Annotated in this window: 21 protein-coding genes; 14 read left to right on the top strand and 7 right to left on the bottom strand. The window is 71.5% G+C overall.

The genetic code is table 11. From position 1 onward, the window contains the following. Nucleotides 1–17: 17 nt before the first annotated feature. Both ccsB and AC4NN1_RS08655 read left to right on the top strand, forming a co-directional pair. Nucleotides 18–1,037 (top strand): c-type cytochrome biogenesis protein CcsB, encoded by a 1,020-nt coding sequence (ccsB, locus tag AC4NN1_RS08660; protein ID WP_491955042.1) that lies wholly within the window; start codon nucleotides 18–20, stop codon nucleotides 1,035–1,037. 4 nt (nucleotides 1,038–1,041) lie between these two features. Then, complete coding sequence (locus AC4NN1_RS08655; RefSeq protein ID WP_020098049.1) at nucleotides 1,042–1,911, top strand: alanyl-tRNA editing protein; 870 nt, start codon at nucleotides 1,042–1,044, stop codon at nucleotides 1,909–1,911. Nucleotides 1,912–1,971: 60 nt separating this feature from the next. On the opposite strand, the gene AC4NN1_RS08650 is transcribed toward AC4NN1_RS08655, so the two are convergent. Then, nucleotides 1,972–4,275 (bottom strand): YhgE/Pip family protein, encoded by a 2,304-nt coding sequence (locus AC4NN1_RS08650; protein ID WP_491955041.1) that lies wholly within the window; start codon nucleotides 4,273–4,275, stop codon nucleotides 1,972–1,974. Next, nucleotides 4,272–7,157: an MMPL family transporter gene (locus tag AC4NN1_RS08645; protein WP_020098051.1), complete on the bottom strand. Its 2,886-nt coding sequence runs from the start codon at nucleotides 7,155–7,157 to the stop codon at nucleotides 4,272–4,274. Before AC4NN1_RS08645 ends, AC4NN1_RS08650 begins: the two co-directional genes overlap by 4 nt. Nucleotides 7,158–7,264: 107 nt before the next feature. Between AC4NN1_RS08645 and AC4NN1_RS08640 the strand changes: the two genes are divergently transcribed. Further along, complete coding sequence (locus AC4NN1_RS08640) at nucleotides 7,265–7,855, top strand: TetR/AcrR family transcriptional regulator (RefSeq protein WP_018186861.1); 591 nt, start codon at nucleotides 7,265–7,267, stop codon at nucleotides 7,853–7,855. Between the two features lie 20 nt (nucleotides 7,856–7,875). Here the strand turns inward: AC4NN1_RS08640 and AC4NN1_RS08635 are convergent, their stop codons facing one another. Further along, on the bottom strand, nucleotides 7,876–8,862 hold the full coding sequence (locus AC4NN1_RS08635) for an o-succinylbenzoate synthase (protein ID WP_020098052.1): 987 nt from the start codon (nucleotides 8,860–8,862) through the stop codon (nucleotides 7,876–7,878). A 55-nt stretch (nucleotides 8,863–8,917) separates the two neighbouring features. Further along, on the bottom strand, nucleotides 8,918–9,730 hold the full coding sequence (locus AC4NN1_RS08630) for a DUF1206 domain-containing protein (RefSeq protein WP_020098053.1): 813 nt from the start codon (nucleotides 9,728–9,730) through the stop codon (nucleotides 8,918–8,920). A gap of 76 nt (nucleotides 9,731–9,806) precedes the next feature. Here AC4NN1_RS08630 and AC4NN1_RS08625 point away from each other — a divergent pair, with 76 nt between their 5' ends. From AC4NN1_RS08625 to AC4NN1_RS08605, 5 genes are all read left to right on the top strand, one after another. Continuing rightward, complete coding sequence (locus tag AC4NN1_RS08625) at nucleotides 9,807–10,820, top strand: LacI family DNA-binding transcriptional regulator (RefSeq protein ID WP_020098054.1); 1,014 nt, start codon at nucleotides 9,807–9,809, stop codon at nucleotides 10,818–10,820. A gap of 213 nt (nucleotides 10,821–11,033) precedes the next feature. Beyond that, the gene (gene arfA / locus AC4NN1_RS08620; RefSeq protein ID WP_020098055.1) at nucleotides 11,034–12,545 is read left to right on the top strand and encodes an arabinosylfuranosidase ArfA; all 1,512 of its coding nucleotides are present in this window, start codon (nucleotides 11,034–11,036) and stop codon (nucleotides 12,543–12,545) included. Between the two features lie 69 nt (nucleotides 12,546–12,614). Continuing rightward, entirely contained in the window at nucleotides 12,615–13,052 is a 438-nt protein-coding gene (locus AC4NN1_RS08615; RefSeq protein WP_491955040.1) for a hypothetical protein, read from the top strand. Further along, the gene (locus tag AC4NN1_RS08610; RefSeq protein ID WP_491955039.1) at nucleotides 13,049–13,618 is read left to right on the top strand and encodes a hypothetical protein; all 570 of its coding nucleotides are present in this window, start codon (nucleotides 13,049–13,051) and stop codon (nucleotides 13,616–13,618) included. Before AC4NN1_RS08615 ends, AC4NN1_RS08610 begins: the two co-directional genes overlap by 4 nt. A 25-nt stretch (nucleotides 13,619–13,643) precedes the next feature. Next, nucleotides 13,644–13,898: a hypothetical protein gene (locus AC4NN1_RS08605; RefSeq protein WP_020098058.1), complete on the top strand. Its 255-nt coding sequence runs from the start codon at nucleotides 13,644–13,646 to the stop codon at nucleotides 13,896–13,898. Nucleotides 13,899–13,900: 2 nt separating this feature from the next. Here AC4NN1_RS08605 and AC4NN1_RS08600 read toward each other — a convergent pair whose 3' ends face one another. Next, entirely contained in the window at nucleotides 13,901–14,794 is an 894-nt protein-coding gene (locus AC4NN1_RS08600; RefSeq protein WP_491955038.1) for a zinc-ribbon domain-containing protein, read from the bottom strand. 407 nt (nucleotides 14,795–15,201) lie between these two features. On the opposite strand from AC4NN1_RS08600, the gene AC4NN1_RS08595 reads away from it, so the two are divergent. Further along, nucleotides 15,202–15,606: a hypothetical protein gene (locus AC4NN1_RS08595; RefSeq protein WP_491955037.1), complete on the top strand. Its 405-nt coding sequence runs from the start codon at nucleotides 15,202–15,204 to the stop codon at nucleotides 15,604–15,606. Nucleotides 15,607–15,612: 6 nt separating this feature from the next. Here AC4NN1_RS08595 and AC4NN1_RS08590 read toward each other — a convergent pair whose 3' ends face one another. After that, entirely contained in the window at nucleotides 15,613–16,026 is a 414-nt protein-coding gene (locus tag AC4NN1_RS08590; protein WP_018186871.1) for a hypothetical protein, read from the bottom strand. 95 nt (nucleotides 16,027–16,121) lie between these two features. On the opposite strand from AC4NN1_RS08590, the gene AC4NN1_RS08585 reads away from it, so the two are divergent. The 3 genes from AC4NN1_RS08585 to AC4NN1_RS08575 are packed head-to-tail and all read left to right on the top strand — an operon-like array spanning nucleotide 16,122 to nucleotide 19,201. After that, complete coding sequence (locus AC4NN1_RS08585) at nucleotides 16,122–17,024, top strand: 1,4-dihydroxy-2-naphthoyl-CoA synthase (protein WP_018186872.1); 903 nt, start codon at nucleotides 16,122–16,124, stop codon at nucleotides 17,022–17,024. Nucleotides 17,025–17,033: 9 nt separating this feature from the next. Then, entirely contained in the window at nucleotides 17,034–18,209 is a 1,176-nt protein-coding gene (locus AC4NN1_RS08580) for an AMP-binding protein (RefSeq protein WP_020098062.1), read from the top strand. A gap of 11 nt (nucleotides 18,210–18,220) precedes the next feature. After that, nucleotides 18,221–19,201, top strand: coding sequence for a 1,4-dihydroxy-2-naphthoate polyprenyltransferase (locus tag AC4NN1_RS08575; protein ID WP_020098063.1), 981 nt, complete (start codon nucleotides 18,221–18,223; stop codon nucleotides 19,199–19,201). A gap of 3 nt (nucleotides 19,202–19,204) precedes the next feature. On the opposite strand, the gene AC4NN1_RS08570 is transcribed toward AC4NN1_RS08575, so the two are convergent. Next, entirely contained in the window at nucleotides 19,205–19,522 is a 318-nt protein-coding gene (locus AC4NN1_RS08570) for a DUF4229 domain-containing protein (protein WP_311869202.1), read from the bottom strand. A gap of 84 nt (nucleotides 19,523–19,606) precedes the next feature. Here AC4NN1_RS08570 and AC4NN1_RS08565 point away from each other — a divergent pair, with 84 nt between their 5' ends. Then, nucleotides 19,607–20,002 carry a PLD nuclease N-terminal domain-containing protein gene (locus tag AC4NN1_RS08565; protein WP_018186876.1) on the top strand — a complete coding sequence of 132 codons (396 nt, stop codon included), beginning with the start codon at nucleotides 19,607–19,609 and terminating at the stop codon, nucleotides 20,000–20,002. A gap of 1 nt (nucleotide 20,003) precedes the next feature. Continuing rightward, nucleotides 20,004–21,797 carry a 2-succinyl-5-enolpyruvyl-6-hydroxy-3-cyclohexene-1-carboxylic-acid synthase gene (menD, locus tag AC4NN1_RS08560; protein ID WP_491955036.1) on the top strand — a complete coding sequence of 598 codons (1,794 nt, stop codon included), beginning with the start codon at nucleotides 20,004–20,006 and terminating at the stop codon, nucleotides 21,795–21,797. The last annotated feature ends 1 nt before the right edge of the window (nucleotide 21,798 follow it).

Here is a 21,798-nt window from a genome sequence, read left to right as displayed (position 1 = left end):
TCCTCCGGAGGACCCTCATGTCGTTCGATGACATCTCCGTGCTGCTGCTGTGGACCGCGATCGCGATCTACACGCTCGGCTTCCTCGCGTTCACCGTCGACCTCGCCCGCCGTTCCGAGCTGGCGATCAAGGCGCAGGACGCGAAGGCGCGCACGCTCGTCGCGGCCGGCGGCGGTGGTCACACCATCGACGAGATCCACGCCGAGGAGGCGGCCGCCAAGGTCGCCCTCGAAGCCGCGCCGTCGAAGCGCGGCCGCTACCTGTTCGCGCGCCTCGGCGTCGTGCTGACGACGATCGGCTTCCTCTTCCACGTGGGCGCTGACGTCACCCGCGGCATCGCCGCCGGCCGTGTGCCGTGGTCGAACAACTACGAGTTCGCCCTCACCGGCACGATGCTCGTCGTGATGGTGTTCCTCACCGTGCTCGTGAAGTACGACCTCCGCTTCCTCGGCGCCTTCATCAACGGCCTCATCGTCATCCTCCTCGGCGGTGCCGCCCTGGCCTACTACGTCGAGGTCGTCCCGCTGTCGGACCCGCTGAAGAGCGTCTGGCTCGTCATCCACGTCTTCGTCGCCTCGCTCGCGTCGGCCTTCTTCGCACTGGCGTTCGCCCTGTCGATCGTGCAGCTCCTCCAGTCGCGACGGGAGCGCATCGCTCTCGCGGCCGTCGGGTCGGATGCCGCACCCCGCACCCGGCTGCCGTTCCTGCGGACGCTGCCCAGCGCCGAGGTGCTCGAGTCCCTCGCCTACCGCTTCGCGATCATCGGCTTCGTCCTCTGGACCTTCACCCTCATCGCCGGGGCGATCTGGGCGAACGATGCGTGGGGACGCTACTGGGGCTTCGACACCAAGGAAGTCTGGACCTTCGTGATCTGGGTGGTCTACGCCGGCTACATCCACGCGCGGGCGACCCGCGGGTGGCGGGGGACGCGGTCGGCCTGGTTGTCGATCGTCGGGTTCACCGCCGTGCTGTTCAACTTCACGATCGTGAACCAGTTCTTCCAGGGGCTGCACTCCTACAGCGGCCTGCCCAGCTGATCCCGTGACCGTCATCCCCGCCACCGTCGTGACCTACCCCGACGGGGAGCTCACGGGAACGGCCGACGTCGTCCACATCGCGCCGTTGCCCGACGGGCGTTCCGGCGTCGTGCTCGACCGCACCCCGTTCCACCCCGTCGACACGGCGTGGCCCGACCAGCCCGCCGACATCGGCGTGCTGCGGACGGCCGCGGGCGACGTGCCGGTGCTCGCGACGCTGACGGGCGGCATCCGCGACGGCGCGCTCGTCATCGGACCCGACCTGCCGGTCCGCATGGGGACGGAAGGGTGGACCTTCGTCGTCGTCCACGTCGTCGAGGGGTCGGCGCCCGCCGTCGGTGAGAGCGTCGACGCTCACGTCGACCCCGAGCTGCGCGCTGCGCTGTCCGCCGGGCACACCGCCTGCCACCTGGCATCCCTCGCCCTGGACGCCGCGCTCGAGGACGCCTGGACGAAGCAGGTGCCGACGGATGCCGCGGGTCGTCCCGCGTTCGACATGCTCGCCATCCAGACGTCCCGCATCACCCCGTACGGCTCCACCGACGTCTACCGCATCGGCAAATCGCTGCGGAAGAAGGGGTTCGACCCCGCTGCGCTGGCCGACCTTCGAGCCGTCGAAGCGCGCGCCGACGCGACCCTCGCCGAGTGGGCGGGCGCGCCGGGAGCCATCGGCATCCATCGCGACGACCACACGCTCGCGGGCCGACGCACCTGGCGCTGCGAGCTGCCCGAGGGCGCCGTCGAACTGCCCTGCGGCGGGACGCACCTGACATCCCTGGCGGGGATCGAGGCGATCACCGTGGCGCTCGCGTCGACCGAGGTCCCGGGCGGCCTCGAACTCGTCATGACGACGACGATCCGCCTCGCCGGCTGAGTCGCGCGCTGCCGTCGGCCGGGCGGCGCCGAGCCCTGCGGGCCCGACGCCGCGTCCGGCTCAGGCGGGCTGGGTGAGGACGGCCCGGGCCGACGTGGAGCGGTGTCGGGTGACGGCGAGGATGCCGGCGCCGATCGCCACGAGCGTCCAGAGGACGAGTCCCACGGCTGCGGGTGCGCCGCCCCCGGCATCCGTCAGCGCGGCCAGCATGGCCGTGTAGGCCGGGGCGGTCGGCAGGAGGCCGGCCACGTCGAGGAGCGTGCCGGGAACCGTCGAGACGATCCCGGTGGCGAGGGCCATGACTCCGACGAGCGCCGAGACCCACCGCCCGATGCCGCCGAACAGCGCGACGAGGGCGTGGTTGACCGCCGCGAACGCGACTCCGGCGAGCACGCACATCGCGGCGAAGAGCCACCAGGCGCCCCAGTCGTAGCCGGCGGCGAGCTGGACGACGGTGGCCACCAGGACGCCCTGCAGGGCGCCGAGCAGCGCTCCGGGGGCGAGGGCGCGCAGTGCGAGTGCGGCGGATGAGCGGCGCGACGAGAGTGCGGCGCGGGGGACGGCGCGAAGCACGATGAACGATGCCAGCCCACCGAACCAGAGCGCGAGCGTCGCGAGCAGCGGGACGGCGGAGGCGCCGAACAGCGAGGTGCCCGCGCCTTCGGCGACGACGGGGTTCGCGACGATCGACGCGAGGTCCGCCGCCTGGGACTTCGTGTAGCTCGGGACGCCGTCGACGGCCTTGTCGAGACCGGTCGCGAGGTCGCCGGTGCCGTCTGCGAGCTTGCCGACACCCGTCGACAGTTCGCCGGCGCCATCGGCGAGCGAGCCGACGCCGTCTGCGAGCTGGTCCGAGCCGTCCGCGGCGGTGCCGGCGCCGGCGGCGAGGGCCTGCGCACCGGTCGCGAGCTGGACTGCGCCGGACGAGAGCTTGTCGGCTCCACCCGCGAGCTTGTCGGCACCGCCGGCGAGCTGCCGCACGCCGGTCGCCGCCGCGCCCGCGCCGTCAGCGAGGCCCGAGGCGCCGCTCGAGAGCCCGCCCGCGCCGGTGGCGAGCTTGTCGGCCCCGTCGGCGAGCTGGTCCATTCCGCCGGCGAGCTTCTTCGCGGCGGCGGCCGACGTGCTGAGACCCTCGCTCAGGTTCGGGCCGAAGTTCGCGAGCGCGTCGAGGTCCTTCGCCAGCTGCTCCGAGTCGCCCACGGTGTTCTGCAGCTGGGGCAGCGCTTTGGTCGCCTGGGCCGCGGCAGCCGTCAACTGGTCGCACAGTGCGGTGCCCGCCTGCGCAGGGACGCACGCCTTCGCGGCGGACGACAGGGCGTCGACGATGGACGTCACGGCCTGGCTGTTCTGCTCGCCGTTGGCGGTGAGGGCCTTCACCCCGTCGACGAGTTCCGACGGGATCGCGGGGATCGCGGCGGTCTGCTCGGCGGCCTTGGCCAGGCCGTCGGCGAGTTCCTTCGTGCCGTCCGCGATCGGTCGCGCGCCCGCGGACCACTCGTCGAGACCGCGCGAGGTGGCGGCAGCGCCGTCCGCGAGCTGGTCCGCGCCACCCGCGAGGGTGTCGAGCCCGTCGGCCGCGGCGCCTGCGCCGTCGGCGAGCTGGTGGGCGCCGGTGGCGAGGCCCGACGCGCCGGTGGAGAGCGCGCCGGCGCCGCTCGCGATGCCGTCGGCACCGGTCTGCAGCTTACGGATGCCGTCGGCCAGGGAGTACCCGCCGTCGGACGCGGTCGACGCGCCGTCGGCGAGCTGGGCAGCACCGTCGGCGGCGCTCTGGGCGCCGTCGGTGAGCTGGGTCGCCCCGTCGGCTGCCTTGCCCAGCTGCTCGCCGAGCGTCGTGAAGCCGAGGAACACGTTCTCGAGGTAGCCGCTCGTGAGCCGCTCTCCGAGGACGGATGCCGCGGTCGAGGTCACTTGCGACGTGATGGCTTCGTCGACGATGCGCGAGTCGGGCGATGACGTCAGTTCGATCGTCGCGCGCTCGGGCGTCTTGCCGGGAGCGGTCGAGGTCGCCGCGGCGGAGAAGTTCTTCGGGATGGTGACGATCGCGTCGTACGTGCCGTCCTCGAGCCCTTCCTTCGCGTCATCCGAGTTGGAGATCGTCCACGTGAGGTTGCTGTCCAGGTCGTCGGAGCCCTCGACGAGGCCCGCCGTCAGCAGGCGGCCGAGAGGTGTGGTCTGGCCGTTCACCTCCACCGGCTTGTCGTTGTTCACGATCGCGGTGTTCAGTGCGTCGAGCCGCTCGGTGGGGTTGTAGAGGGCAGCGACGAGGATGCCGCCGATGACGGCCGGCAGCAGGAGCACACCCAGGAGGGTGAGCCACGAGATGGGGCGCCGGGTCTGCGCGCGTTCGATGGGGAGAGTCATGAGGGGATCACCTGGGTGGGGGTGTCGGCGTCGAGGGCGGCGGAGGTGTCGAGACGCAGGGTGTCGGGTTTCGGGCGGTAGGCGTCGGCGAGCAGCTCGCGGGCGGCGCCGAGGTCGCGGGCCGAGGCCGCGACGGTGAGCTGCCCGGCCTTCGAGGCGACGGCGTTCGATGCGTCGCGGAGGAGGGCGGCGGCCTGATCGCGATCGGCTCCGGTGAGGGCGTCGAGACCGATGATCACGACGAAACGGGTGCGGCCGGCGAGGGCTCGCCGCAGGTCGGCGAGCGGCGACTCCGAGCCGGTCAGCTCGGCGACGGAAACATGGGCTCTCACCCATGCGGCGCGCCCAGGGAGCAGGTGACCGGAGACGCGCAGCAGGCCGGAGGTCGGGGCGATGCGCCCCGCCACGGTCAGCAGGAAGGCGCGAGACGCGTGCGGATCGGCTGCCGTCACGAGCAGCGTGCCGCCGTCCGCGACGCGGGCGTGCGCGCCCGAGAAGAGCACGACGTCGGTGTCGGCCGACTCGGCCCGCACCTCGAGGTCGTCGGCCGCGAGGGCACCGTTCCAGTCGGGCTCGGGCCAGTCGGCGTGTGCGCGCTCGTGCTCGACCGCTTCGCCCTCGATGTCGACCTTGGGGAGCAGTCGCTCGAGCCAGCGCGGCATCCACCAGGCCTTGTCGCCCAGCAGGGCCATGACCGCCGGGGTCAGGGTCATGCGGACGAGGAAGGCGTCGACGGCGATGCCGACGGCGAGGCCCAGGGCGATCGGCTTGATCGAACTGTCGCCTTCGGGGACGAAGGCGGCGAAGACGGCGAACATGATGACGGCCGCTGCGACGACGACGCGGGCCGAGGCGGTGAAACCGCTGCGGACGGCCGCGATCGCGGTCTCGCGGTTCGCGCGTCCGCCTCGGGCGCGCACCGCGTGGACGAAGTCCTCGCGCATGCGCGAGACGAGGAACACCTCGTAGTCCATGGCGAGGCCGAACAGCACGCCCATGAGGATGATCGGCATGAAGCTGATCACGGGGCCGGTGCGCGTCACGTGCAGGGCGTCGGCGAGCCAGCCCCATTCGAACACCGCGGCGACGGCGCCGAACGCGGCGAGGATCGACAGCAGGTAGCCGAGCGTCGCCTTCAGGGGCACCCAGATCGAGCGGAACACGATCATCAGGAGGATGAAGGACAGGCCGACGACGAAGATGCCGAAGGGCAGAAGTGCGGCCCCGAGCCGGTCGGAGACGTCGATGCCGACGGCGGTGTAGCCGGTGACCTTCAGATCGACGCCGTACTCGTCCTGCCACTCGTCGTGGTGCGAGCGGAGCTCGCGCACGAGGTCGGCGGTCGCCGGATCGTCGGGCGCCGTGGTCGGCACGATCTGGATGAGACCGGTGTCGGCGGTGGCGTTGGGGGTGGCGAGGGCGACGCGCTTCACGCCGGGGATCGCCTCGACCTCCTTCTTGAGGTCGTCCATCAGGCCGAGCGGATCGGTCGAGGTGACGATCGTGCCGGCCATGACGAGGGGACCGTTCGATCCCGCGCCGAAGTACTCGGCGTTCAGGTCGTACGCCTGGCGCGCTTGACTCGACGGCGGCTGGACACCGGCGTTCGGCAGTGCGAGGTGGAGGCTCGCCGACGGGATGGCCATGATGCCGAGTCCGACGACGACGGCGACGGTCGCGATGATCGGATGCCGCGTCACGAGCATCACCCAGCGGTTGGGTCGCGCGGGGGCCACCGGCCCGGCGGCGGGTGCCGGCTCGGGCTCGGGTGCGGCGTCGTCACCCTCGGTCGCCGCTGCGTCGACCTCGGCCGCGCGGCGACGGCGGGTCGGGACGCCGCGCTGCAGCATCCCCCCGCCCCAGCCGACGACGCGACCCTTCGCGAATCCGAGGAGTGCGGGGGTGAGGCTGATCGCGACGGCGACCGCGACCGCGACGGCGACGGCAGCCGCGATGCCCATCGTCGACAGGAACGGGATGCCGGCGATGCTGAGTCCCACGAGGGCGATCATGACCGTCACCCCGGCGAAGACGACGGCCGATCCGGCGGTGCCGACGGCACGGGCGGCGGACTCCTCGGGATCCATGCCGGCGCGGACCTGGTCCTGATGTCGCGACACGATGAACAGCGCGTAGTCGATCCCGACGGCGAGGCCGAGCATGACGGCGAGCATAGGGGTCGTGGCGGAGATCGTCGTCACCGCGGTCGCGAGGAAGATGAGGGCGATCGCGAGCCCGACGCCGATCAGAGCGCTGACGAGCGGGAACCAGGCGACGGCGAACGAGCGGAACGTCACGATCAGGACGAACAGTGCGACGAGCACACCGACGACCTCGACGATCGACAGTGCCGGGATGGATGCCGCGAAGAGGTCGCCGCCGAGCGCGGACTGTGCGCCGTCGGGCAGGTTCGCGTGGAAGTCGGCGGCGGCTTTCTCGACCGCGTCGACGGTCGCGTGGCTGACCTCGGTGGACGTACCGTCGAACTGCATCTGCACGAGCGCGGCGCGGTCGTCGTCCGACACGAGGCCGGTGACCATCTCGTCGAAGGGGGAGGTCGCCGAGGTGACGCCGTCGATGTCGCCGAGCCGGGTGACCAGGTCGTCGATCTCGCCGCGGAGCGGCTGATCCTTCACCGTCTCGCCGTCGGGGGCGACGACGATGAGCTGGGCGCTCGCCCCGCTGGCCTGCGGGAACGTGCGGTTCAGCAGCTCGAGTCCCTGCTGCGCCTCGGTCCCGGGGATCGTGAACGAGTTGTCGGTGCCCTTCATGAAGAGGGCGACACCGCCGCCGATGATGCCGAGCAGCAGGATCCAGGCGATCAGCACGCGCCACGAGTGCCGGTAGGCCCATCGGCCGAGGGTGAAGAGGATTGTGGACACAGGCGCTCCTGGATCAGAGTCGGACGGTTTCGATACAGCGCTGTATCCAATACACATGTGTATCGTAGACCCGGATACAGCTCCCAATCCTGAAGGGCGGGTGTGAGATGGCGCGAAGTCGCGAGAACACGCGTGCGCGCCTGCTCGAAGCCGCACACGAGGTGTTCGCCGAGGTCGGGCTCGATGCGGCATCCGTCGAGATGATCTGCGAGCGCGCGGGATTCACGCGGGGCGCGTTCTACTCCAACTTCGAGTCGAAGGACGAGCTCTTCCTCGCCCTCATCACGCAGCTGTCCGAGGACAAGCTCGACGAGGTGTCGGTGCGCGTCAAGACGCTCTCGGGCGGCGGCGACGTGGTCGATCTCGTCCGTCAGATCGCCGCGATGTCACTGTCCGAGCGGATGGAGCCGCAGCTGCTCAGCGAGGTCCGCACGCAGGCGCTCCGCGACCCGCGCCTGGCGGAGGCGTTCCTCTCCTGGCGCGCGCAGATGCTGCGACGCATCGAGACGATCGTCGGCGACGTGAGCGAACGGCATGGACTGCCCCTGCGGATGACGGTCGCCGACGCCGCCCAACTGCTGCTCGACGTCTCGGAGCAGTGCAGCGTGCAGGCCGCACTCGAGCGGCTGTCGGAGCGTCAGGCGAACCGGGCCATGCAGTCGCGGCTCGAGCAGCTCGTGCCGCTCCTCGTCGGCTGACCCGGGTCTCCTGGGGATCGTCAGCCGGCCTGCAGGACCGCGTGGCACCGCTCCAGGCGGGCGAGCCACCAGTCCCGGCGCTCCGGCGTCGCGGCGTGCGCGTCGAGCAGCGCGGCATCGGGCACGACGCGGCGGACGGGCAGCATCCCGCCCTCGGGCCGCAGCGGCTCGCCGGTGACGTCCGCCGCGAGGAGCGACGCCGTCCCCAATCCGCAGTCGACGTCCAGCTCGGGGAGGGATGCCGCCAGGGCGACCCCCATGGCGAGGCCGACCGAGGTGTCGAGGGCGCTCGACACGACGGCGGGGAGCCCCGCTTCGGCGACGACCGACAGGGCCCGCCGCACCCCGCCGAGCGGCTGCGCCTTGATCACGAGCAGGTCGGCCGCGCCGGCCCGCGCGACGGCGACCGGGTCGTCGGCCTTGCGCACGCTCTCATCGGCGGCGACCGGGACGTCCATGTACCGGATGCGTCCGCGCAGCTCGGCGAGCTCGGCCACCGTCGCGCAGGGCTGTTCCACGTACTCGAGGTCGAACGCCGCGAGCGAGTGGACGGCGTGCTCCGCCTCGTCCAGGTTCCACCCGCCGTTGGCGTCGATGCGGATGCGCCCCTCAGGACCCATCGCCTCGCGAACGGCGCGCACCCGCGCGACGTCGTCGGCCAGCACCTGACCGGGCTCGGCGACCTTGACCTTCGCGGTCCGGCATCCGTCGAATCGCGCCAGGACATCGGGGACGGATGCCGCGGCCACCGCCGGCACCGTCGCGTTCACCCCGATCTCGTCGCGCAGCGCTGCCGGGGTCGGCTGCCAGCCGAATTCGATCGCCGCGGCGAGCCACGACGCCGACTCGACATCGCCGTACTCGGTGAACGGCGAGAACTCGGTCCACCCTTCGGGGCCTTCGAAGAGCATCGCCTCGCGGATGTCGATGCCGCGGAACCGGGTGTGGAGCGGGAGAGACACGACGCGCGCGCTCGCGCGGAGGTCGGCGAGCGAGGGCAGATGCATGACCCCATCCTGGCCCGCGCGGGCGTCGTCGTGCGGAAGGTCCGACGACCGCACGTCAGAGGCGGGTGTAGCGGGCGCGGAAGAAGGCGTAGACGCCGTACGCGATCCAGCCCGCACCGATGAGGACGAGGAGGATCTTGCCCGCGGGGAGCTCGGCGAATGACCGCAGTGCTCCGTCGAGACCGGTCGACTTCTCGGGGTCGTTCGTCGCCGCGCCGACCAGGAACAGCACGCCGACGCCGGCGAATGCGACACCTCGGGCGATGTATCCGACCGTGCCCAGGATCCGGACGCCCCGGCCGGCCGTGCCCGACGGCAGAGTCAGATCCCGCTCGAAGCGGCGGGTCGCGCCCTTGAAGACGAGGTACCCGGCGATGCCGATGACGACGAGGCCGATCGCGACGACGAGGAACACGCCGCCCGGGGTCGACAGGAGATCCGCGGTGAGCGAGCGGGTCGACCCGGCCGAACTCGTGGATCCGCCGGCCGCGAAGGTGCCGGCGCTGAACGCGATGACGAGGTAGACGACGCCCTTCGACGCGTTCTTCACGATGTGGAGCGCGCGCTCCTTGCCGTCGGAGGCACTGCGGTCGAGGAAGGCGCTCAACAGGTGCCAGAGCCCCAGAGCGGCGAGGCCGATCGTGGCGGCCCACAGCAGGAACACGCCTCCGGGGGCGGCCGCGAGCTGGGCGAGGGCTCCCGACTGGTCGGCTTGCCCTCCGCCGGAGAGTCCCAGGGCGAGGGACACAGCGATGAGGCCGACGATGATGTGGACCACGCCGCTCGCTGCGAAGCCCGCTCGTGCGAGCACGTGCACCGCCCTGCTGTTCTTCGCGCCGTGTGCTGCGGTCTTGGCTGAGGAGCTCATCGCGCCAGCGTAGTGACGCCGCCGCCGGTCCGCGCGGGGGTTGCGCGCGCGGTACAGTGACGCCCAGGAGGGCCGGATGACACCGACACTGCACGACGTCGCGCGGCTGGCGGGTGTATCGATCAAGACGGTCTCGAACGTCATCAACGGTCACCCCCACGTCCGACCCGATACCCGCCGGAACGTCGAGCGAGCGGTCGCCGAGCTCGGATACACGCCGAACCTGACGGCGCGAAACCTCCGGAGCGGCCGAACGGGCGCCATCGCCCTCGCCGTCCCCGATCTCGCGCTCAGCTACTTCGCCGAGCTCGCCGGCATGGTCATCGCACGAGCCGAGGAGCGAGGCGTGGTCGTCCTGGTCGAGCAGACCGGCGGCGAGCGGGAGCGTGAGCGCGAGCTGCTGCGGAGCCCCCGCCTCGGTCTCACCGACGGCTTGATCATGAGTCCATTGGGTCTGGATGCGGCGGACCTCGCCGCGCGCCCGGGGGCGTACCCGACTGTCTTGCTCGGGGAGCGGGTGTTCGACGCGCCGCTGGACCACGTCACGATGCGGAACGCCGAGGCCGCACAGGCGGCGACGGCGCATCTGCTCGACGCGGGCAGGGGTCGCATCGCCGTCCTCGGCGCCCACGACGGCGATGCCGACGGCGCGGCGGGTCTTCGCCTGCAGGGGCATCGCGCCGCGCTGGCGGCGGCCGGGGTCGCGCTCGACCCCGAGCTGATCGTCGCCACGCGCTTCTGGGACCGCTCGGGAGGAGCCGACGCCGTGCGCGACCTTGTGGCCCGTGGCGTCGCCTTCGACGCCGTCTTCGGGCTCAACGACACCCTCGCGCTCGGTGCCATCCGCGCATTGCAGGAGGCGGGACTCCGCGTGCCCCGCGACGTCGCCGTGGTCGGGTTCGACGACCTCGACGAGGCGCAGTACTCGATCCCCTCCCTGACCACGATCGATCCCGGCCGACGGTGGATCGCCCAGACCGCGGTCGACACCCTGCTCGGTCGCGTCGCCGCGGCATCCGACATCCCTCACCGGGTGCAGTCGGGCGAATTCACGCTGCGCGTGCGGGAGTCGGCGCCGGGGCGTCGCTGATCGCGGTCGGCGGCGCTGCGCGTGGCGCGGGCCTGGCGTTCGCGGATGCAAGAGTTCGTGCGCGCCACGCCGTGCCTCGCGGGCGGGCACCGGCGTGTCGGGCCGGATCCATTGCATCCGTCGGCGCGGTGGGAGGTGCGGAGGCCTTGACGCCCGGCATCCGCGTCGCCATCATGATTTACAACGTTTACCTCCCGGACAAGGACGCCCCACATGACCTCCGCACGCCTCACCGTCGACGCCGCATCGCCCATCGGGGAGGTCCGCCGCAAGATCTTCGGCGGCTTCGTCGAACACCTCGGCCGTCACATCTACGACGGCATCTTCGAGCCGGGTCATGAGACAGCGGATGCCGAGGGTTTCCGCACGGACGTCATCGACCTCGTCAAGGAGCTCGGGGTCGACACGATCCGCTACCCCGGCGGCAACTTCGTGTCGGGCTTCCGGTGGGAGGACTCGGTCGGTCCCGTCGACGAGCGGCCCCGCCGGCTCGACCTCGCCTGGCACTCGACCGAGACGAACGAGGTCGGCCTGCACGAGTTCTCGTCGTGGCTCGACAAGGTCGGCAGCGACCTGATGATGGCCGTCAACCTCGGCACCCGCGGCACGCTCGAGGCGATCGATCTGCTCGAGTACTGCAACATCCGCTCGGGCACTGCGCTCAGCGACCAGCGCGTCGCCAACGGCGCGACCGACCCGTTCGGCATCCGCATGTGGTGCCTGGGCAACGAGATGGACGGTCCGTGGCAGCTCGGGCACCGGTCGGCCGAGGACTACGGCAAGCTCGCGTCGCGGACCGCGAAGGGGATGCGGCAGCTCGACCCGTCGATCCAGCTGGTCGTCTGCGGTTCGTCGGGCGCGACGATGCCCACGTTCGGCGAATGGGAGCGCGTCGTCCTGTCGCACACCTATGACGATGTCGATCTCATCTCGTGCCACGCGTACTACGAGGAGAAGGACGGCGACATCGGCAGCTTCCTCGCCTCGGCGGTCGACATGGACCGCTTCATCGAGACCGTCGTCGCGACGGCCGACCACGTCGCCGCCGTGAAGCGGTCGTCGAAGAAGATCGACATCTCGTTCGACGAGTGGAACGTCTGGTACCTGTCGCGGTGGGAGAACGTCGAGAAGATCGACGGCATCGACAACTGGCCGGTCGCGCCGCGCCTTCTCGAGGACGTGTACTCCGTGGTGGATGCCGTGGTGTTCGGCGGCCTCATGATCTCGCTGCTCAAGCACGCCGACCGGGTGGCCAGCGCTTCGCTCGCGCAGCTGGTCAACGTGATCGCGCCGATCATGACCGAGCCCGGCGGCCCGGCCTGGCGTCAGACGACGTTCTTCCCCTTCTCGATCACCTCGCGCCTCGCGCAGGGCGACGCGATGCGGGTCCTCGTCGATGCGCCGTCTTACGAGACCGCCGCGTTCGGCGAGGTGCCGCTCGTCGATGCCGTTGCGACGCACGACGACGCCACGGGTCGCAGCGCCGTCTTCCTCGTCAACCGCAGCACGACCGAGTCGATCGAGGTCACCGTCGACGTGACGGGGCTCGGTGCCGGCTCGATCGTCGAGACGCACACCCTCTCGGACGACGACGTCTACGCGAAGAACACCCTCGCCGACCGCGAGCGCGTCGCCCCGCGGCCGAACGAGTCGGCCCGCGTCGATGACGGGACCCTGACCATCACGCTCCCGCCGGTGTCGTGGACGGCGGTCGCGCTCGGCTGAGTTCTGCCGTTCCGCACCCCTGGCGAGACGATGTCCCCGGATGGGACACTCCTCGGCAGGGGGTGCGGGATGCGGCGACGAACGACGATCGCGGTCGGGCTGGTGGTGCTGGGGGTCGCGCTCGCCGGATGCGACGGTGTCCGGCTCCCTTTCGTGGAGGTCCAGATGTGTGCGTCGTGGGTGTCGTACGAGACCGACGAGGAGCGCGCCGCCGGATCGCAGGCGGTCGTGGTGACGAGCTCGGTCGAGTCGGACGGCACGACGCGGATCATGGAGTACGACACGAACGTGTATCTCGTCACCGTGGACGTGGCCGAGAAGGGTGACATCGCGGCCGGCGACAAAATTCGCGTCGCCTCGACCGCGGACGCGTGCGGCACCTATCCGTACGGGGATGCCGCCGGTGACCCGATGCTCGGCTCGACGCCCCTCCGCCTGTTCCTGTTCGACGAGGGCGGCACGTGGCGGACGATCACGCCCTTCGACGGCGTTCGGTCGGCGACGTGAGGTTCGTCTTCCACCAGCGCGCCGATCTCGTGGGCGAGGTGCTCGTCCCGGCATCCGATCTGGCGGACATCGACCCCGCGGCGTACAGGCGGGCGATGTCGAAGTACGACGACACCCCGGAGCGCCGACGTCTGCGTGACACGGTCATCCCGGGCATCGGCAGGGGGTGGACCGAGGTCGTGTTCTTGAGTCCCGTCCACCCTCACGCGATCTGGCGGGCGTGGCGCGAGATCCGAGGCAGAGAGCTGCCGCGGGCGGAGTTCTGGGCGATCCCGGCGGACGACCTGCCGCACGGGACGGTCGTCCTCGACCGGACGGTCTCGGCGGTCGGCGACCCGATCGAGCCGGCAGAGGTCGCACCGTTCGATCCGGCATCGTTCACGTCGGCCATGGAGGTGCCCGCGGCGAACCGTGCCTGGCTCGAGGAGATGGTGCGTCGCGGCGTCAGCGGGGCGTGGTTCCACGGCATCCCCCACGTCCTCGCGCCGGGAGCGGTGCCGCTCCACCGGGCCCACGTGATCAGCTGGGAGCAGGACATTGATTCGAATGTCGGACTCGACGAATGAGAACAGATGTTCTAATCTGGGTCTCATGGAAGCCCGGGCATTCGAACACGATCTGACGCTGTGGTTCGTCGACGACGTGCCCGCCCGCATGTTCTTCGGCGGCCGACGGTGGACCGTGTCCGACACCCCCACCCGCCTCGGTCGAGGGATGTGGCCTGCACTGCCCGCGTCGGCCGCTCGCGCATGGCGGTTCCAGGCGACCGACCACGGCGGGGAGGCCTTCGTCTTCGACATCTACGACGACGGCGACCACTGGCACGTGCATCGCGCATACGCCTGATCTCACCGCAGGTACGCGTCGACCATGAGGTCACCCCGGATGCGGCGGAGCGCGTCGACGATCGCGGTGACCGTCCGCGCCCCCGCGGTCCGGAGGACGACGTCATGCGGCCCCAGCGGTTCGAGCCCTCCCGTGCGCACGCGCACGACCTCCCACCCCGCGGTGCGCAGGAGCGCGTCCTTGCGCCGATCGGATGCCTCCCGCTTACCTACGTGCTCGAGCCCGTGGCGCCCGGGGGTGTCGTACTCGACCGCGACCCGCAGTTCGGGGAGCAGGATGTCGGGCCACACCTCCCGATGGCGGAAGAACGGTCGCGCCACCCGGACCGCCGTCATCCCCTCGGTGAACAGCATCGCCGCGGTCAGATCCGCGCGCAGCCGCGCTTCGGCAGCGGATGCCGGTGGGGGAGCGCACGCGCTGACGAACGGCTCGCCCGCGGGAAGGTCCGGGGTCTTTTCGCAGATGGCCGGCACCGCGCGCTTCCGCGCGGAAGCTTGAGCGGGGGCCACCGGCATCCGCACAGCCTTCGCCTGCTGCACGGCGGCGAGGACCGCGCCCGCGTCGATGCGTTCGACGACCCTCACGGGGCGGGGCGCCGCAAGCGCCGAGCACTCCGGGCACCAGGCCGACCGCCGTCGCACGCGCCCCGGACGCTCGCGCTGCTCGGTCGGCGTCGCGGCGAACCGATGGCCGGCGGAGCACTCCCAGCACAGCAGCACGTCTGCGGCGGGCGGGATCTGCGAAAGGACGATGCCACCGTTGAGGTCGGGGTGGTACTGCCGGACGAGCTCCGGGTACGCTGCCCACGCCGACCGGTAGGTGCCGACGGCGTAGGGAACATCGGTGCCGCGCGAGAACTGCCGCCGCTCCCACCACCACCGCACCGGTTCCGTCACGGGTCGACGGTAGGGGAGGGGGCGGACACGTCACGCGGCTCGGGCACCATACTGGCGAGATGCGATCACTCCCAGGCCTTCCCATCGTCCTTGTGCTCGCTGTCATCCTGACCGGGTGCGTGTCGACGAATGGCCTCGAGTCGGAACAACCACGCTCCGTTGCGCCGACTCCCACGATCGCCCAGCCGGCGGAGCAGGCTTCGTGCACTCGAGAGATCCCCTTCGACGCCCCCTTCGCCAACGCCCTCGACGGTACGTCGGTGGGTGAGGACATGATCCAGATGACGTCGACGTCCCACGGCTACACACGCGGGAAGGGCGCGTGTACTCCCGCAGGAACGCTGCCCGGGCCGTCCACGGAGGTGTGTACGGTCGCGATCGGCGACAACCCCGCCAACTCGGAACCGGTGGACTACATGTTCGCCGCCGGAGCGACTGAACAGCTCTCGGCCCGCGTCACCGGGAAGACGGAGAGGGGATCCATGGCCGCCTACGTTCTCTCCTCATGGCGCTTCGCGTCGGCTGCGGACGCTGCTGCGGCCCCGTTGGTGGACCTGGTCGAGTCGTGTGACGGCGTGATCGAATCGACGGAGGGCGACCGGCGGAGCGAAGACCTCTTCGAAGGCGATGAACCGCATCTTCGACTAGTCGTCGCCAATACCGATGTCCTGCTGTACCGCGCTGTCCGACTCGCCGACGGATCAGAAGGGCTGTCGTCGACGGCGTCTGGTCTGCTACCCGCCGCCGTGGTCGATCATCTCGAGACGTGGTGGCTGTCGAACGCCGCGGGCGCGACGGTCACTGAGCCCTGATCCGGCTCAGGCGACCTGCTGGCCGCACATCCCGCACTCGCCGGTCGCGGAGACCTCGACGAAGCAGTTCGGGCACATGGCGCGGACGACGTCGAGCGAGGCCGCAGGACGCTTCGGTGCGACGGTCCGCTCGAGACGCGGCTTCGGCGCGGTGCCGCGGGCCTTGCCCGGGCGGGCGACCGACGGCGGGGGCGGCGGCGCGGTCTTGGGGGCGTGCTCGGCGCAGTAGTAGCGCACGAATCCGGCGTGATTGTTGGGATGCCGGTGCTTGACGGCCCACAGTTCGGTCCGCTCCAGCGGCTCGCTGCCGGCGGGGCAGCTCACGCAGCGCGTCGGCTCGCCGGGCACGGCCTCGGCGGCGAGGACGGGGACCTCGAACGGAAGAGCGTCCCGCCAGTCGGATGATCTCGTGATCTTCATGCGGGGGTCCCTCCGCGGCCTCGTCGGGGGTGAGGACCGCCCTACAAGCTTCGCACGATCGGACCGCCCGTGGGGCCCGCGCGTAGGCTGGCCGGGTGACCGTCTCCGAGCTCTTCGACCCGTCGGAGTGGACCGAGGCGCCCGGCGCCGCGGACTACACCGACATCACCGCGCACGTCTCGATCGACGGGCGGATCGCCCGCATCGCGTTCGACCGTCCCGAGGTGCGCAACGCCTTCCGGCCGCACACCGTCGACGAGCTGTACCGCGCGCTCGACATCGCGCGGCAGGACCCGAAGATCGGCGTCGTGCTGCTCACGGGCAACGGCCCGAGCGCGAAGGACGGCGGCTGGGCGTTCTGCTCCGGCGGCGACCAGCGCATCCGCGGCCGAGACGGCTACACGTACGCCGCGGATGACGCGACGACACCCGATCCGGCACGCGCGGGGAGGCTCCACATCCTCGAGGTGCAGCGCCTCATCCGCTTCATGCCCAAGGTCGTCATCGCCGTCATCCCGGGCTGGGCGGCGGGTGGCGGGCACTCGCTGCACATCGTCTGCGACCTGTCGATCGCGAGCGCGGAGCACGGCAGGTTCAAGCAGACGGATGCCGACGTCGGATCGTTCGACGCCGGGTACGGCTCGGCGTACATGGCTCGCCAGGTCGGTCAGAAGGTCGCGCGCGAGGTGTTCTTCCTCGCTGAGGAGTACTCCGCCGAGCGCGCGTACGAGATGGGCGCGGTGAACCGCGTCGTCCCGCACGCCGACCTCGAGCGCGAGGCGATCTCGATGGCGCGGACGATCCTCGGCAAGTCCCCGACCGCGATCCGCATGCTGAAGTTCGCGTTCAACGCGATCGACGACGGCATGGTCGGCCAGCAGGTGTTCGCCGGCGAGGCGACGCGCCTCGCCTACGGCACCGACGAGGCCGTCGAAGGGCGCGACGCCTTCCTCGAGAAGCGCGATCCGGACTGGTCGCCGTACCCGTACCACTACTGAGTCCGCGCCATGCAGCTGAGCCGCCTCGATTCCGCGGATCCACGTGACGTGCTCCGCGCGCTCCGTGCCGCGGTGCTCGGCGCGGGACCGGCGGTCGCTCTCGGCGCGGCATCCGATCTTCCGACCGACGTCCCCGCGGGCACGGCCGTCGTGGTCACGACGAGCGGCTCGACCGGGTACCCGAAGTCCGTCGCGCTCAGCCGGTCGGCGCTGACCTCGTCGGCGCTCGCGACGGCGGACCGGATCGGCAGCGGCTCGTGGCTGCTCGCCCTCCCCGCGACCTACGTCGCGGGCGTCCAGGTCATGGTGCGAGCGCTCGTCGCGGGTCGCGACCCGGCGATCCTGGCCGGCTCCTTCACGGCGCAGACCTTCACGGCGGCCGCCTCGGCGATGGCCGCCAGCGAGGGCGGACACCGCGTCCCGACCTACACGTCCCTCGTCCCCGCCCAGGTGCTGACCCTGGTCGAGGCGGGGGAGACGGATGCCGCGGTCGCCCGCGCGTTCGCCTCGTTCGACGCCGTGCTCGTCGGCGGGCAGGCGCTGCCGCCCGCGCTCGCCGACCGCGCCGCAGCTCTCGGCGCCCGCATCGTCCGCACCTACGGGTCGACCGAGACGAGCGGCGGATGCGTCTACGACGGGCGTCCGCTCGAGGGTGTGCGGTTGCGTGTCGAGGACGGCGAGGTCCAGCTCGGCGGTCCGACACTAGCCGACGGCTACCTCGGCGATCCCGAGCGGACGGCCGACACGTTCGTCCGCGACGGCCACGGTGCGCGCTGGTACCGCACGGGCGATTCCGGGTGGGTCGACGACGGGGTCCTCCGCATCACGGGCCGTCGCGACAACGTCATCGTCTCGGGCGGCGTGAACGTCTCGCTCGACCGCGTCGAACAGGCCGTCCGGGCGCTCGAGGGTCTCGAGGGCGCGGTCGTCGTGCCGACGCGCGACGAGCGGTGGGGTGAGGCATCCGTCGTCGTCCTGGCGCGCCGCGCGCTCAGGGGCCGGGCCGAGCCCGACGTGCTCCACGACGTGCGCCGGGTCGTCGCTGAGGCGATCGGGGCACCCGCGCGACCGCGTGAGCTGCTCGTGCTCGATGAGGTGCCGATGACTTCGACCGGCAAGCCCGATCGCGCGCTTCTGCGCCGACTGCTCGCGGACGACGAGGAGCCCACGCCGCGCGGGGAATAGGATCCTTGCTCGTGGCCGCATCCCGAAAGACCCCCCGCAAGCCCGCCGCGAAGCGCTCGGCGCCGCGAGGCAACCCGGCGAAGGCGCGCGTGTCGTCGGCGCCGCCGAAGCCCGCCCCGGTGACCGCTCGCGACTGGATCGGGGCGGCCCGTCTCCGGACGCTCCCCCTCGCGATCAGCCCGATCCTGGTGGGCACGGGCGCGGCGATCGCCGTCGGTGGCGGCTTCCACTGGGTGCTCGCCCTCTGCTGCCTCGCCGTCGCCGTCTCGCTGCAGATCGCGGTGAACTTCGCCAACGACTACAGCGACGGCATCCGCGGGACCGACGACCACCGCGTCGGCCCCGCCCGGCTCACGGCGTCGGGCCGCGTCACCCCCCGCGCCGTGCTGATCGCCGCCCTGCTGTTCTTCGCGATCGCCGCGCTCGTCGGCATCGCCGTGGTCATCCGCACGCAGCACTGGTGGCTGCTCGCGGTGGGCGCGGTGTGCATCGTCGCGGCGTGGTTCTACACGGGCGGCAAACGCCCTTACGGCTACTCGGGCCTCGGCGAGGTGTTCGTCTTCGTCTTCTTCGGGCCTGTCGCCACGATCGGGACGACCTTCGTGCAGGTCGGCTCGGTGCCGCAGGAGTCGTGGATCCCCTCGATCGGGGTCGGAGCGCTCGCGTGCGGTGTGCTCGTCACCAACAACCTCCGCGACATCGCGCAGGATCGCGTGGCGGGCAAGCGCACGCTGACGGTGCTCATCGGCAAGCGCGCATCGCAGGTCCTCTACACCGTGCTCATGCTGGTGCCGTTCGCGACCGTGCCCGTCGTCGCACCGTTCTACCCGGTCGCGTGGCTGTCGCTGCTGGTCCTCCTGGCGACGCTGTCGGCGACGCTCATCGTCTGGACCTACCGCACGGCGCGCGAACTGATCGTCGCGCTGCAGCTCAGTTCGCTGGCGTCGCTCGCCTGGAGCGGCTTCATCCTCTGGGCGTACGTCGCCGCCTGAGGCTCAGCGGGCGGAGTCGTCGGATGCCGGCTGCGGCGTCGCCGCGGCATCCGGATCGTGCTCGTCACGGAAGGCGTCTTCGACGGCCTCGTCGCTGTCGGTCCGGCGCCGCGCCTCTCGGCGCTCGGCCATGCCGACGGAGACCTCGTCGAGGGGACGGCGCAGGAACAGCACCGACAGGCTCAGGCCGATGAGGGCCGCGAAGATGGCCGCGAGCCAGTACTGCTCGCGCAGCACCGGGAACAGCATCATGACCCCGAAGGGGACGAAGAAGGCGAGCAGCCGCAGCAGCGCGTAGACGAAGGCGGACCGGGCACGCATGCGGACATTCTACGGCCGCCGGCTGTGCGGTCGGCGTCGGTGCGCGGCGGCCTCGGTGCGGGGGAGCGCGCCTAGGATGGGGGGATGGCGCGCGTGTACCTCGTTCTGGCGCTGCTGCTGGCCGCCTTCTGGGTCTACAGCATCGTCGACTGCGCGGTTCAGCCGCCGACACGGCATCGCGGTGTCAGCAAGCCGATCTGGCTGCTCATCGTGATCCTGCTGCCGGTCGTGGGCGGTGTGCTGTGGTTCGTCATCGGCCGGTCGCGGGCCTCGTCGAGCCGGGTCGTGTTCAGGGCGCCCGACGACGACCCCGACTTCCTCGGACGCATCGGCACGTCGAGCGACCAGGACGACCGCATCCGCCGCCTCGAAGAGGAGCTCGCCGCGCTCGACTCCGAAGCGCCGGACCCGCGGGACCGTCCGGCGGATCCACCCGCCGAGGACGACAGCGACGAGCAGTCGCGCGGCTCGCGGTCCTGAGATGGCGACGGACGGACCTGGCCGTGCGCCGGCGACCGATGCGGCAGCGGCGCTTCTGACGCGACTCGTCGAGCGGGGTCTGCGTCACATCGTCCTCTCACCCGGGTCGCGCTCTCAGGGGCTCGCCCTCGTCGCCGCCGAGCTCGAGGCGCGCGGGCTGATCCGTCTGCACGTCCGCATCGACGAGCGCGTCGCGGGTTTCACCGCGCTCGGGATCGGCCGCGAGGACCGGATGCCGGCGGTCGTCGTCTGCACCTCGGGTACCGCCGTCGCGAACTTCCTCCCCGCCGTCCTCGAAGCCCACCATTCCGGTGTGCCCCTTCTCCTCCTCACCGCCGATCGGCCGCCGGAGCTCCGCGGCATCGGCGCCAACCAGGCCACGCGTCAGCCGGGCATGTTCTCCGGCTTCGTGCGCCTCGAGTCCGACCTTCCCGTCGCCGAGGCGCTCGCCGAGTCCGCCGAGGCCGACGAGGTCGCCGCCTTCCGGGCGGCCGCCGACGAGGGGTGGGATGCCGCCGTCGGCAGCGGTTCGCGGGTCGCGGGGCCCGTGCACCTCAACATCCCGTTCCGGGAGCCGCTCGCGGGCGAGCTTCCCGCGTGGGTGCCGTCGTCGAGTGCGGAGGATGCAGCATCCGATCCGACTGAGGCCGACGTCGAGGCGGAGACCGTCGAGGCCGAATGGGGCGCGCATTACCAGGGCGGCGGCGGTGTCGGTGCGGCACTCGAGGTCGTCGAGACGGAGCCGGTCGTGCTCGAGGCGGGACCGCGCACGGTGGTCGTCGCCGGGGCGGATGCCGGGTCGGATGCCGAGGAACTCGCGCACGCCGGCGGCTTCCCGCTGATCGCGGAGATCGTGAGCGGCGCACGGTACGGACGGCACCTGGTCCACGGCTACCGCACGCTGCTGTCGGATGCGGAGCTCGGCGGTCGCATCGAACGAGTCGTCGTGTTCGGGCATCCGACTCTGAGTCGCGAGGTCGCGAGACTGCTCAGCCGCAGCGACGTCGAGGTGATGGCGGTCCGCGGGCCGGGGGAGCAGCTGAATCTCAACGGCGTGACGGTCGCGGTCGACGATGTGACCGCGGCGCGAGGCACGGTCGACCGCGACTGGCTGGGGGCGTGGATGCGCGCGTCGCGAGACCAGGTGGTCGACCTCAGCCCGGCGGCACCGGACGCGGATGCGCTGTCCTCGACCGTTCCCGCCGAACGGCTCGGCGCGATCTCGGCCGAGCTGGGGGCGATCCGTGCCCCGGTCGATCGGGCCGCTCTCGTCGACGCGGTGTGGCGGGCGACATGGCCGCACGACAGGCTGCTCTTCGGATCGTCGCGGCTGGTGCGCGTGGCCGACGAACTGCTCGGCGGAAAGAAGGTCCCCGTTCACGCGAACCGCGGGCTCGCCGGCATCGACGGCACCATCGCCACGGGTCTCGGCATCGCCGCGGCGTCTCAGGGCGGCGCGGTACCGGGCGTCACCCGGGTGCTGCTCGGCGACCTCGCCTTCCTTCACGACGTCGGAGCGCTCCTGCATCCGGCCGCAGAAGACGAACCGCGCATCCAGGTCATCGTCGGCAACGACGGCGGCGGGACGATCTTCGACGGCCTCGAGGTCGCCGGTGTCGCGAGCCCGCGGGCGTTCGATCGGGTGCAGTACACCCCGCAGACCGCGCGTCTCGAGGAACTCGCCCGCGCCTACGGCTGGGAGTACCAGCGCATCACGACGCGCGGTGCATTGGATCAGGCGCTCACGTCGCCCGCGGGAGGACGCCAGATCATCGAAGTGCCCCTGAGTCGGTAGT

The sequence above is a fragment of the Microbacterium sp. MDV22-iso44 genome (assembly GCF_058629135.1).
Note: the sequence above shows the minus strand (reverse complement) of the source record. Positions and strands in the feature narration are given on the sequence as shown.

What these genes read in the sequence shown, in the direction of transcription:
- AC4NN1_RS08565 (WP_018186876.1), top strand. Translation starts at nt 19,607, where the DNA reads ATGGCGCGCGTGTACCTCGTTCTGGCGCTGCTGCTGGCCGCCTTCTGG.
- AC4NN1_RS08650 (WP_491955041.1), bottom strand. Translation starts at nt 4,275, where the DNA reads ATGACTCTCCCCATCGAACGCGCGCAGACCCGGCGCCCCATCTCGTGG.
- ccsB (WP_491955042.1), top strand. Translation starts at nt 18, where the DNA reads ATGTCGTTCGATGACATCTCCGTGCTGCTGCTGTGGACCGCGATCGCG.
- AC4NN1_RS08635 (WP_020098052.1), bottom strand. Translation starts at nt 8,862, where the DNA reads ATGCATCTGCCCTCGCTCGCCGACCTCCGCGCGAGCGCGCGCGTCGTG.
- AC4NN1_RS08605 (WP_020098058.1), top strand. Translation starts at nt 13,644, where the DNA reads ATGGAAGCCCGGGCATTCGAACACGATCTGACGCTGTGGTTCGTCGAC.
- AC4NN1_RS08570 (WP_311869202.1), bottom strand. Translation starts at nt 19,522, where the DNA reads ATGCGTGCCCGGTCCGCCTTCGTCTACGCGCTGCTGCGGCTGCTCGCC.
- arfA (WP_020098055.1), top strand. Translation starts at nt 11,034, where the DNA reads ATGACCTCCGCACGCCTCACCGTCGACGCCGCATCGCCCATCGGGGAG.
- AC4NN1_RS08640 (WP_018186861.1), top strand. Translation starts at nt 7,265, where the DNA reads ATGGCGCGAAGTCGCGAGAACACGCGTGCGCGCCTGCTCGAAGCCGCA.
- AC4NN1_RS08630 (WP_020098053.1), bottom strand. Translation starts at nt 9,730, where the DNA reads ATGAGCTCCTCAGCCAAGACCGCAGCACACGGCGCGAAGAACAGCAGG.
- AC4NN1_RS08590 (WP_018186871.1), bottom strand. Translation starts at nt 16,026, where the DNA reads ATGAAGATCACGAGATCATCCGACTGGCGGGACGCTCTTCCGTTCGAG.
- menD (WP_491955036.1), top strand. Translation starts at nt 20,004, where the DNA reads ATGGCGACGGACGGACCTGGCCGTGCGCCGGCGACCGATGCGGCAGCG.
- AC4NN1_RS08615 (WP_491955040.1), top strand. Translation starts at nt 12,615, where the DNA reads ATGCGGCGACGAACGACGATCGCGGTCGGGCTGGTGGTGCTGGGGGTC.
- AC4NN1_RS08625 (WP_020098054.1), top strand. Translation starts at nt 9,807, where the DNA reads ATGACACCGACACTGCACGACGTCGCGCGGCTGGCGGGTGTATCGATC.
- AC4NN1_RS08580 (WP_020098062.1), top strand. Translation starts at nt 17,034, where the DNA reads ATGCAGCTGAGCCGCCTCGATTCCGCGGATCCACGTGACGTGCTCCGC.